At 51.0% G+C, this 11558-nt stretch carries 8 protein-coding genes; 5 read left to right on the top strand and 3 right to left on the bottom strand.

What is annotated here, in order from left to right; genetic code table 11:
* Nucleotides 1–281 precede the first annotated feature (281 nt).
* Entirely contained in the window at nt 282–1406 is a 1125-nt protein-coding gene (locus SH451x_RS06560) for a hypothetical protein (RefSeq protein WP_479361647.1), read from the top strand.
* A gap of 540 nt (nt 1407–1946) precedes the next feature.
* On the opposite strand, the gene SH451x_RS06555 is transcribed toward SH451x_RS06560, so the two are convergent.
* The 3 genes from SH451x_RS06555 to SH451x_RS06545 form a co-directional block, all read right to left on the bottom strand.
* Nucleotides 1947–2939, bottom strand: a complete 993-nt coding sequence (locus SH451x_RS06555) for a hypothetical protein (RefSeq protein WP_479361646.1) — start codon at nt 2937–2939, stop codon at nt 1947–1949.
* A gap of 17 nt (nt 2940–2956) precedes the next feature.
* Nucleotides 2957–3613: a hypothetical protein gene (locus tag SH451x_RS06550; protein ID WP_479361645.1), complete on the bottom strand. Its 657-nt coding sequence runs from the start codon at nt 3611–3613 to the stop codon at nt 2957–2959.
* A 99-nt stretch (nt 3614–3712) separates the two neighbouring features.
* A complete protein-coding gene (locus SH451x_RS06545) occupies nt 3713–5146 on the bottom strand; it encodes a Gfo/Idh/MocA family protein (protein WP_479361644.1) in 1434 nt (477 codons plus the stop codon).
* A gap of 311 nt (nt 5147–5457) precedes the next feature.
* Between SH451x_RS06545 and SH451x_RS06540 the strand changes: the two genes are divergently transcribed.
* The 4 genes from SH451x_RS06540 (at nt 5458) to glgB (ending at nt 11491) form a co-directional block, all read left to right on the top strand.
* Complete coding sequence (locus SH451x_RS06540; RefSeq protein WP_479361643.1) at nt 5458–6471, top strand: hypothetical protein; 1014 nt, start codon at nt 5458–5460, stop codon at nt 6469–6471.
* Nucleotides 6472–6627: 156 nt separating this feature from the next.
* Entirely contained in the window at nt 6628–8088 is a 1461-nt protein-coding gene (locus SH451x_RS06535) for a glycosyltransferase family 39 protein (RefSeq protein ID WP_479361642.1), read from the top strand.
* Nucleotides 8089–8330: 242 nt separating this feature from the next.
* A complete protein-coding gene (locus tag SH451x_RS06530) occupies nt 8331–9059 on the top strand; it encodes an RNase H family protein (protein WP_479361641.1) in 729 nt (242 codons plus the stop codon).
* Nucleotides 9060–9229: 170 nt separating this feature from the next.
* Nucleotides 9230–11491: a 1,4-alpha-glucan branching protein GlgB gene (glgB, locus tag SH451x_RS06525; RefSeq protein ID WP_479362889.1), complete on the top strand. Its 2262-nt coding sequence runs from the start codon at nt 9230–9232 to the stop codon at nt 11489–11491.
* Nucleotides 11492–11558: the final 67 nt, after the last annotated feature.

The raw sequence follows: 11558 nt of genomic DNA, 5'->3' as shown, positions 1-11558 counted from the left end.
TCGCGGGGCGATGCCCACGCGGTTAAACAAATCGCTCCAACATCTTCCTGCGATATGTGCGAACGATGCGCAACTTTGTTGGCAAAAGAATGAAGGCAGAACAATGAACTCTTGAATTATTCTCTTGCCTTCATTCTTTTGCCAGTCTTTCAAACGTTCAGCTTAAATGGCGGAAAGGCCTGACCAGTTCTGAATATGCATGGGAACGCATACGAGTCTCGACGAAGCGCGAACGCTGGCTGTCACACCATTGCCACAACCCAACTTCTGTATTGTAATACTTGACTGACCTTATCGACGGATCGTGGAAAACCACTTCGCTTGTATCACTTGGGGGAAAGATTTTGTTAAGAGTGTTCATCTCGCGCAGATTTGCTTTGGCACTCCTGCTCTGCTTGTTCCTGCAATCAACTACTCTGTTCGGAGCCGTGCCTTACTTCTCCGCCTTTTGCGTTTTTGTTAACGACGAGCTATGTGTTGCGAATCGTTTAGAAATTAGTGATATCACAGACACAGATGCCTTCTTTCGGGAAATCTTAATCAAAGAAGTTGATCGACTTTTCGAAGTGCAGCTACAAGAGTTCGCGGAAAGCCACATCGAAGTGAACGCCGACGGTGAAACCGGGGCAATCATTGGCAAAGGAGTCATAACGGGTGACAATCTATTGGTTACTGTCCCCGACTTAAAACTATCTGACCGGCAGGAAATCGCGGGACGAGTGTTTTGGCGCATCTCTCCTCAGGAAAAAGAACGAGTGCTAAAAGCAGCGCTTGATAAGATTGATAATGCCTTGGAGGTACCCAATCGCGACGGCCATTACTTAAATACGGAGTATTTTTTCTCTGAAATTGAACATGGTCCGGCATTGCAATACCAGTTTGATTCGCGTGACTATCAAAAGTTGTGTACATTAGTGCTTTATCAAGGAGATCTTCCCATCGCTCGTGGACAAAGCGAGATCAAAAGATTCACAGTCCCTTCTCGTCAGATTGAAGAATGTCTAAAAACTGAATTGAAGGTCGTCCACCAATTTGGCTATGATGTAACCATTCAAGTCGAACCTTTTAGAGACCATTTTTTGCTCAGTCCAAGCAGGCCGGAGTTTGGCGACTTGCGACTACTCATTGATGACCGCTGGTTAATTTCACTCAACGCTCTATCAATCAACAATACGGGAACTGACACATATACCATTGACGATTCACATTATGAATTGATTATTGATAAAGCGATTTTTCAATCAGAATCGCTGCATCTAATCGAATCTGACAAAGTGCCTAATGATGAACATCCCATTACTCAGAGTTTTTGGTGGGGCGTAATTCTGGGAGCGAGTGGCGTGGTTTTAATCGGAGGGAGCATTTTCATTTTGCGTTGGAAACGGCAAAGCTCACACGCAGGCTAGGCGTCCAACGGATTTGCTCAGCCGTTTTCGTTTCATGCAATCAACAGTAATGGGAGCTGCCAAGGCTGCTGATTCTCGACCTCCCGCACCTTTCTGTCAAAGCCAACAGAGGCACAGATAATTGTTTAACCGCGTGCCCATCGGGCCGCGTTACCGCCGCCGCCCCCAGGAATTGCGGGGCGATGCCCACGCGGTTATACGAATCGCTCCAACTTGTCCCTGCGTTATGTGCGAACGATTCGCAACTTTGTTGGCAAAAGAATGAAGGCAGAAGAATGAACTCTTGAATTATTCTCTTGCCTTCATTCTTTTGCCAGTCTTTCAAACGTTCAGCTTAAATGGCGGAAAGGCTTGATCAGTTCTCAAAAATCATCTGCCTGTGGCAGACGCGTTTCGGTGCTTCCATAACGAATGTTTGTGCACATTTCACATTATCCGTTCGCATCATTTGGTGCGCAGTGACCGCAGTTGTATTTCAAATCACGCTCATACAAACCCTCGAGTAAGTTTGATCGCTCTGACGCTTAATTTAACACCGCCTTAGCGGAGTGAGCCGGTGTAGGCGTCGCCTTCGGCGACTTGCTGAAAAAATGTGTCGACCTTGGCGGCGAGATTCTCACGATCAACGTCCTCGCTCGATACAGAAACGGCAGTTCCAAGGAAACTCGCTGCGAATGCATCCTGTTGAGCAGATCGCCGATCAAGCTCTCCGATCCAGTCAAATCCGTTAAGCACAAATGTATCAACCCCCAACGCTCGGTAAGCTGCTACTTCATATCCAGATTGCAAATGAGCCTGCAACACAACAGACATATCCTCTCTCCCAAGCTCGCGTTTTAATTGCACAATCTGTGAAACCACCTCTGGTAGATCATCATCAAACCATCGCGCAGCGGGATGGTCTTTTCCAAGAACCGAGATAGGATCGATTAGCGAGATGAAGTCGACCGGCAATTCTGCAATAAGACGCATGTTCGCCAGTCCGCCTGCTAAGGTGAAACCAAGTCCGATCGGAGTCTGAGCGTCCACGGACTGCCTGAGAATCGACAATCGCTGTTCCAACCGCTCGGGCGAATCAATATCGACCGGTACGTCTTGCCCGAAAACTCCCAGCGATCTGTCTGCGGGCGCAACTCCACTAAAGTTCACCATTAACCACTCGACTGCGCCAAAGCTACTGAGCGTACTTGCGACGAAACCAGATTGGCTCGCAATCGACTGGACAGGGCGGGGGAATAGCGACACCGAAGATTTGGATGATCGAGCCGATGCAAGCTGCTGGTGCGATGCGGCGACACTCAAAGCGTGCGTTTCGTCTTCGGCGGCCGTACCTAGATCTGCGGAAACTTGCGACGCAAGCACCGTTGCGCACGAGTATCGTTGTAGTTCGCCAATAAGCGCGATTTGTCGAGGATTCGGCTGGTCCGTCATGCGCAACCAATATTTGGCCAAGCCTTTAGTGCCCTTCGCGTCAGTCGCACCCTGGGGATTGCTGAATAAGGGCTTCTGGCAAAGTTTAATTCGACGGAACATACAGTATCGCCTAAAATCTATTCCGGCTTGTAAACTCGAAAATCCTTGGGGCTGAGCGACACGTTCGCTCGAACCAAAATCAAACTCAATCGCAATCGATCTGGTTCGCGCATCCGCGTTTCGTAAAGATTCTTTGCGACACTGCTAGCTTTGCCCCGCACATAGAACACACCGCCAGTCGCCCCATAACCAAGCTCGTCGCCACAATCGCCGCCGATGACTACGACACCAGAACGCAGCTTGTAACCTGCGCGAGCTCCAACGTTCTTAATGACAAAGATATCGGTATCGGCTGCATTCGCGCCACAACATGCACCCGCATCGGAGTCAATAATCGCAGCACCTCCGACCGAATTGGCCGCAAACATCGGCCCGACGGTCCCAGTTACATGCACAAAGCCGCTTCGCATCGCCTGCGCCGCCGCGTAGCCAACGTCCCCTCGAACAGTTATGTCAGTGTTCTCTAGATTGGACAACGCATAGTCGCCCAGGCTACCGTTCAAGATCAACCGACCCGCTGCACACAACGCCGGAGCGAAACAGTGGGAAGCTTCCGGAACATCGATTTCAAGAAGTTCTTGACTTTGCAACGTTTCGTAAAGCTGCTTGCGCCAGCGTGCATTCACCGGCCCCTGCGCCGCGATTTGAACAGCAAGCTCCTTTGCGTCAGTCATAGGTTTCTCAACAAACTCGAACAACAATAAAGAAGCGAGCCTGAAATCAGACTCGCCTCGTGTCATTTTAATTGTCTAGTATCGTCAGACAACAAAAGATTAGACCTGAATGTCGTATTCTGCACGACGCTTACGACCAATCATGGCGTTTGCTTCTTCGTCATTCTTAAACTGCATTGTGTCTGGGTTGTACTCAACCTTACGACCCGCAACGAGCGCAATATTTGCCAAATGGCATGCGTTCACAGCACGAACGTGATCGTTGACGTTGGCGACAGGCTGCTTGCCCGATGCAACGCAATCAAAGAAATTCTTCATGTGAGCGTTACCGCGGCCGGGCAATTCGCCACCGTACAAGTCAGCCATTCGCTCTTCGATGTCAGCTTTAGCCTTAGCATCGTTGTTCAACTCTTCGACAGGAGCTCCCGTTAGTCGACCGCGATTCACAAGAATGCGTCCACGCTCTCCTTCCAAGATCAATTGGTTGTCTCCACTTACAATCTTGATGGTGTTTCCAGTTGAAAGGCTAACATCAACATCGAACGCATAAGCGACGTTCCACGCATGCGGCATTTCAGTGATTGGGATCTTGCCGGTCAAGAAGGCCAAGTTCTTCTCACGATCGACGCCCATGAACTCACCGGTACCTTCCGCAGCGATCGCTTGGCCATCTTTGCCAGCCAGAGCCCAGAATGCAATGTCAGTGTGATGCACGCCCCAGTCAGTAACCTGACCACCGGAGTACTCGAACCACCAACGGAAGTTCCAACCCACGCGCTCCGAAACATAATCGGTCGCTTGAGCAGGACCTTGCCACATGTCCCAGTTCAATTGCTCAGGCGGAGCTTCAACAGGGAACGGACCAAATGGAGCGTCCTTGTTATTGCTGCGCGATGCAGCTTTACCGACCGAGCTGATCGCACTCAGCTTGTCACCCAGACGACCGCTCTGCGCCAGAGCGACTGCGGTTAGGAAGTTGCGATTGAACTCGCTGCGTTGTTGAGTACCGACTTGGAAGGTCTTACCGTATTTGGCGACCGCTTCCTTAATCAACTTGCCTTCTTCCAGAGTCAACGTTAGCGGCTTTTCGCAGTAAACATGCTTGCCGGCCTTCAATGCCTCAATTGCAATCTTAACGTGCCAGTGGTCAGGAGTTCCGATGGTTACCGCATCAACATCTTTTTCCTGCTCCAACATCTCGCGATAGTCGGTGTAGACCTTGATGTCGTCCCCTTTTTCCTTGCGACTGTTTGAAAAGCGTTCTGCGTTTTTGCGATCAACGTCGACGCAAGCAATGGTCTTGCCAAGATCTGCTGCTTGGTTACCAATATCCGATCCACGGCCGCCCACGCCGATGGATGCAATAGTCAACTTGTCATTGCTACCTTGAGCGTAAGACAGTCGGGGCAGAATCATTGGTACTGCCAAACCAGTCGCTGCAGCGCCTGCGGTTGTTCCCAAGAAACGGCGTCTGGAGGCTAAATGCGAAGATCGCGACGAAGAAGGACGCGAATTATTTTCGGCTTTGGACATGAAGCGTGGCCCTTAGCAAATAAGATGGATAGATAGGTTACACAATTTGAATAAACGTCAAATGTCGTTTGACGGCCCATTGTAACCCACTTACGGGAGATTAGTAGTCGGTACGCTCTTCGCCCAGACTTTTCCGACCACTTTTTCGCGTCGTCCGCAGCCTGGAGCCTGCAGCCTTTTTTCGGGTCTGCAGTACAAAAATGAAACGTAGGCTTAAAAAGTGCCGCCGAGCCCTCGCTTTCGAATACTGGCACGAAATAATTGCGACAGCCAAACACCCATTTTTGACTTCAACCCTGACAGTTCACAAAATGAAATCTCAAGCCCTACTGGCAGCCTTCCTGATGGTACTCTCGACGCCCAATATCGGGTTGTCGATTGACGAATTCAAGGATGTCAAAACGATTCGATCGATACCGATGACGAAATCGGAGGTCGACGAAGCTCATCGGCGCAGCCGCGTCGACGCTTGCGAAATCTTACCCGACGGCGAATCGCTCGAACAAACTTCGTTTTCGCTCTATTTAACCGACCGCGACCGCCGCCAGGCCCAGCGGGGCGGAATTACCGCGATTCCAACCGCTCGGCATAGCCTGCTGTCGGTCGGACTCGAAATCGATGCAGTCGACAGAATCTCCCTCCCAACGCTCAGCGGTCGCCAAATTCTCGATTACCTGGACGAAAATTTTGTCATCGTGCAAGCACGTGTGCGTCGAGACCTGCTCGATCGAAAGCTCTACTATCATCATCGCCCCATCGCCGTCACTGCCCAGTACCGCGGTTCCAAACTGACCCAAAAGTTTGAAGCCGTCGTGGCCAACAGCGTCCGTGACTTTCATTCCCTAGGCGTTTTCCGCAAGAGCGATAGTCGAATCGTTAAGCCTGAAGAACTTCGTACGCTCGTTTTGCTTTTCCGCAACACCGTACAGACCTCTAAATTTCGCTCCGAAGACCGCTTCGAATTCGCTTTTGTTCGTGGCCGCGAATCCAAGGATCCCAATCGCTTAGACAACCATGTTTTCATCACGGATAACGAACGAACAGAACTGGTCTATCTAGAATCGTATCTGCCACCTTCGTCGGTCCGAACCACGACCGTGCGAGGCAGCGTCCTGATCACGAGCTATGACAGCACCGGAATCTTCCCGAAGGAAAGCATCACAAAGTCGTACAATGTTACATCGAGAAAGCGATTCAAGGTCGACGAGATTGAGGACTTCGCTCGTGAGCAGTCCTTGGTTGGTGGTTGGTCGGAAAATCTTGACACGGTGCTCGACGCGATCATTGATGGTAAACTAACCTCTACCGATTCCGCACTTCCATAAGTCAGCAGACAATTCTTAAGCGTATGATGCGGCCTCAATTCTATTTGCCGCACAGAATGGATAATAATGGGGAGTTCGACTGCGGATGTAGCTGAGAGATCAGTCACTTCCACTCAAGCAAGCGACACGTGTATCGGCCGGGTTCGGTACGTTCTGATGCTTGGTCTTATTATCGCTGCATACCTTGCATTTCGAGTCCCCGTTGCTTGGATGCAAAACGGAGCCGTCGATGAAGACTGGTTCACAGTCCCCGGCTGGACAGTGCTTCAGGAAGGCATCCCGCGTATTCCATACGCTCCAGCACGAGATCCTGAAAGCGTTTTCTTTCGCGGCGATGAGATCTTGTTTGGTATGTCGCCCGGCTTCTTCTACTGGGAAGCGTTATTCTTTGCGGTATTACGACCGGGCTATGGAGCCGCACGGATGGCGTCGATCACTTCTGGAATCGTCGTGCTCTTGCTATTAGCTTGGTTAGGCAGACTGCTCTACAAAGATCCGCGAGTCGGCCTGATCGCCGCACTGTTCTATTCGTTGTCCCGAGTTTTTTTCTTCCCAGCCACAACAGTACGTCCCGACATGTTGTGCACTATGTTCGGCATCACCGCAGTCTGCAGCATCTTGCAATGGAACCAACGACAGCAGTACCGATGGCTGGCCGCGACGGGAGTATTCTGCGGGCTTGGGATTCTTGTGCATCCGTTTGCTATTGTATATTGCATTCAGATAGGTTTGTGGGTTCTACTGTGCAACTCTCGAACTTTTCGGAGTCGATTGCTAGACGCCACAGCTCTCACTTCAATCACCTTGTTCGTGGCTTCAGTGTGGGCGTTGCTCATCTTTCAGGACCGAGAGCTTTTCGTCACTCAGTTTTCCAACAACGTTCTTAATCGAACAAGCTCAGGACTACTTGCGCGTTTCTTGTGGATTTGGCCGTCACTGCAATACCATTTTCAACTTGTGGCAGACCGCGTCGGACCAATTCAACTGACGATCATGCTAACGGGCATAGTCGGCGGCACGCTGATCGACATTCGCCGCCAGCCCGCTCTGCGAACGAATGCGTTCTTCGGTTGGACATCGATCTACTTGTTGATCGCGTTGCAGGGAATGCACCCGACGGTCGGCTATTGGGCATATCCTGCACTTTTCATGTTCATCGGTCTGGCCCGCTGCATGACTTTTGCCATCGACGCGTTCAATGTATCTGTGGCTGCTCGCAGAACAGCACTCGTCAGCCTGACAGTGTTCGGCCTGGCGTGTTTGTCAATCGGTAGCGGCATTCGGGTCTGGCTGCAGACGGTTCAAAACTGGGGGCGACCTGGATTCAGCAGCCCCGCCATGGTCGCTCAGTTGCTACGCGACTTGCCGGCCGAGGGTCGTTATCTAGTCGATCGATCCTACGTATTTGATTTTTATTTAGCGGGTCGAGATACGACTTTAGCCTTGAACGACAAAGGCTTCTTTCAAGCAGAAGGCATCGCGTACGATTATCTGATTCTCAACCCCAAGACCTCACGAGCCGATCTGCCCGAGCAGTTGGACGCGGTTCATTTTCGAACTTATGGCGACCCATCGCATACCATCGCCGAAGTGTTTGTCCCACGAGCACTCCCATAGTTCAAGCTTCGGTAAGCTACTGCGAGGCGCCAAGCTAGGTCGGGATTCGACATGGTGCAAGCGTTGCAAAAAATTTTCTTGCCGATCCAACAGGACCTGTCGTCATATTCGGTAGAGTCCTGTTCTTTTTTGCAAGTGGCTGGGCAAACTTTGCTGGCTTGGCAAAGATTTTCGGGTATTCATTCGATAGCAAATTCGTTGCACATGGTTGTAGCAAAGCTTACTCGCAAGCAAATCGAAAAATGGCCGTACGGAAACCACACTTCTTGCTCTTTTGCGATTCCGCAGTCGCACAAAAAGCATCAGCCACTAGTGCCGCACCGGTTCGCTGTAAATGGCGATGCGTGTTGGACAATCTAGAGAACCGCGACCGGATCGAAATCGCCGATAGCGAACCAGAGCTAACACGCGAGCGAGGCTCGTTGATGGCCGTTGTTCGCGGGCTAGAAGCACTCGAGCAGCCCAGCAGCGTGACGCTGGTCACGTCCAGCGGCTATGTAAACAAAGGAATGCGATACGGTCTGAAAGAATGGCGCGAAAGCAACTACCGCTGGGAACATTTTGGCACAGAAAAACCTATTCGGAACGCTGACTTGTGGCAACGTATCGATGTCGCTATGGCGTTCCACGAAGTTGACTGTCGCCTCATCGAATCGAACAACAATGCAGCGGTTGCACTAACCGAGTCAGACGAAGAACTGTCGATCGATTTTGATGTCATTAATATTCAGCACCAGCCGCTTGAACGGTCCAAGCGCATTTTAGTTTCTTCCCTGTTGAAGTGTGTGGGCAGAAAGCTTAACAACCTGGGCCAAATCTCATTGGCTGCCTTGCGGTTCGTGCTACAAACGCCTGAGCGCATGGTATTTGCATGTGAGGCTGCTTTCGATGCCTTCTGCCAAGCATTTACAGGAGCATCTCGAATGCGGGTTGCCAATCATCATAACGATTTCCAACGCGGCATTTTTTGATTCAGATCAGCCGCGCGACAGACCCATCGAACACCCAATGCCAGCGTTTGCACTCGATCTCGCAAACGCCCAAACCAAGATTCATTTTTAAGAACCACTGATACTCGCAGTCGTGTCAGATTACGCGATTTAGAACGGAGCCATTTACAGTGTCTTTAATCTCCAGTGACATGTCGAACAACACCAGCATCGGTTCTCCACGATTAAGCTTGAATGATCTGGATGCAATCTTGCGCGGAGAATTGCGGAATCCCGCAGACGTGCTGGGGCCACGCAGAGTCAACATCGATGGTCGCGATGCCGTCAATGTGCGAGCGTTTTTGCCGCAGTTCGAGCAAGCTTGGTTGCTCGATACCAAGCGAAATATCACGCGTCCAATGCGAAAAATCCACCCGCAAGGAATTTTCGAAGGCTACCTCGACGGAACGGCAGTTGTGCAGAGTGGCGGCATGCCTGACAATGCTGGAAACGCTTTTGCGTATCGTCTACGCGCTGCGAACTCCGATGGAAAGATCACCGAGATGCACGATCCCTACGCGACGACACCACTGATAACGGATTTTGACAAGCACTTGTTCAACTCTGGCCGTCACTGGCAGATTTATAACAAACTGGGCGCTCATCTGCGCACCATCGATGGCGTCGAAGGCGTAAACTTCTCCGTGTGGGCCCCTAACGCACAAAGCGTCCAAGTTGTGGGTGACTTCAATTGTTGGGATGGTCGCTCCCACACAATGAACAAGCATGTCCCGGCTGGTATTTGGGAAATCTTTGTTCCTAACATCGGCGTGGGCATGAAATATAAGTTCCGCGTCCGCACGTGTGACGGCCAGACGATCGACAAAACCGACCCATATGGTTTCTTTGCCGAACTTCCTCCGCGAACTGCCTCGGTGGTGCAATCGCTTGATAAGTATGAGTGGCAGGATCAGAATTGGATCGAGCGTCGGACGCGAGAGAATCAACTTGAAAAACCGATCTCCGTTTATGAAGTCCACCTCGGCTCTTGGCGTAAACGGGAAGGTGGCGTTCATGGCTGGATGAACTACCGTGACCTTGCGCACGAGTTGGTCGCGTACTGCCAACAGATGGGGTTCACTCACCTCGAACTCCTGCCGATTTCGGAGCATCCGTTTACAGGCTCATGGGGCTACCAAACGGTCGGTTATTTCAGCGTCACCAGCCGCTATGGTACTCCCGAAGACTTCATGTATTTCGTCGACTACTGCCATCAGAATAACATTGGAGTAATCATCGACTGGGTTCCGGCTCACTTTCCGAAGGACGGACACGGCTTGCGTCGATTCGATGGAAGCGCTTTGTACGAACACGAAGATCCGCGGCAAGGCGAACACCCTGACTGGGGGACGATGATCTTCAATTTCGGACGAACAGAGATCCATAACTTCCTCATTTCCAACGCTCTGTTTTGGTTAGACAAGTATCATATCGACGGCCTCCGCGTCGACGCCGTTGCGTCCATGCTGTACCTTGACTACTCCCGCAAAGAGGGCGAGTGGATTCCGAACCAATACGGTGGCCGCGAAAACATTGAAGCGATCCATCTACTAAAAGAATTTAACGAACAAACTCACGCGCAGTACCCAGGTGTTCTAACAATCGCCGAAGAGTCCACGGCTTGGCCTGGCGTTTCGCGACCAACGTATGAGAATGGTCTCGGGTTTTCGCTCAAATGGAACATGGGCTGGATGAATGATACATTGCGATACATTCGCCATGAACCAATTCATCGCAAGTTCCATCACAACGAGTTGACCTTCAGCATGGTCTACGCGTTCACCGAGAACTTCACGTTGCCCCTTTCTCATGACGAAGTCGTACATGGTAAAGGTTCCTTGATCGCCCAAATGGCTGGCGATCTATGGCAGAAGTTCGCTAACCTACGATTGCTCTACTCGTATATGTGGACGCATCCTGGCAAGAAGCTGCTGTTCATGGGTTGCGAACTAGCGCAGTGGCATGAATGGAATTACGATGGCGAATTGCAGTGGGATCTGCTGCAATGGGATACTCATCGTGGAATTCAAAAGCTGATCTCGGACCTTAACAAGCTGATGTGCAACGAGCCTGCGTTGCACGAGAACGACTTCGGCGGCGACGGCTTTGAATGGATCGACTGCATGAGCGCTGAAGATAGCGTCCTTACGGCAATGCGAAAGTCTCGAACCGACGGCGACTTTGTCATCATCACGTCGAACTTTACGCCTGTAGTTAGAAAGTACCGCATGGGATTGCCAAAGGCAGGCTTCTACCGCGAAGTCTTCAATAGCGATTCTGCCCACTACGGTGGCAGCAATGTCGGCAACTTCCCTGGCGTGCATGCTGAAACCAATCATGCGTACCAAGGTCGTCCACATTCGATGGAAATAACGCTACCACCACTGGCAACGGTCGTGTTTAAGCCCGAGTAGCCTAACCACGTATCCGATATTCGCCCACACTCGCAATGTCTCAGTCTCCGAGAGGCTGAGTTTTTAG

Source organism: Njordella aestuarii, from assembly GCF_056494165.1.
This window is presented reverse-complemented; position numbering and strand designations above follow the sequence as displayed.

Excerpts from the sequence above, each read along its gene's own strand:
- SH451x_RS06540 (WP_479361643.1), top strand. The coding sequence starts at position 5,458 with ATGAAATCTCAAGCCCTACTGGCAGCCTTCCTGATGGTACTCTCGACG.
- glgB (WP_479362889.1), top strand. The coding sequence starts at position 9,230 with ATGTCGAACAACACCAGCATCGGTTCTCCACGATTAAGCTTGAATGAT.
- SH451x_RS06555 (WP_479361646.1), bottom strand. The coding sequence starts at position 2,939 with ATGTTCCGTCGAATTAAACTTTGCCAGAAGCCCTTATTCAGCAATCCC.
- SH451x_RS06535 (WP_479361642.1), top strand. The coding sequence starts at position 6,628 with ATGCTTGGTCTTATTATCGCTGCATACCTTGCATTTCGAGTCCCCGTT.
- SH451x_RS06550 (WP_479361645.1), bottom strand. The coding sequence starts at position 3,613 with ATGACTGACGCAAAGGAGCTTGCTGTTCAAATCGCGGCGCAGGGGCCG.
- SH451x_RS06530 (WP_479361641.1), top strand. The coding sequence starts at position 8,331 with ATGGCCGTACGGAAACCACACTTCTTGCTCTTTTGCGATTCCGCAGTC.
- SH451x_RS06545 (WP_479361644.1), bottom strand. The coding sequence starts at position 5,146 with ATGTCCAAAGCCGAAAATAATTCGCGTCCTTCTTCGTCGCGATCTTCG.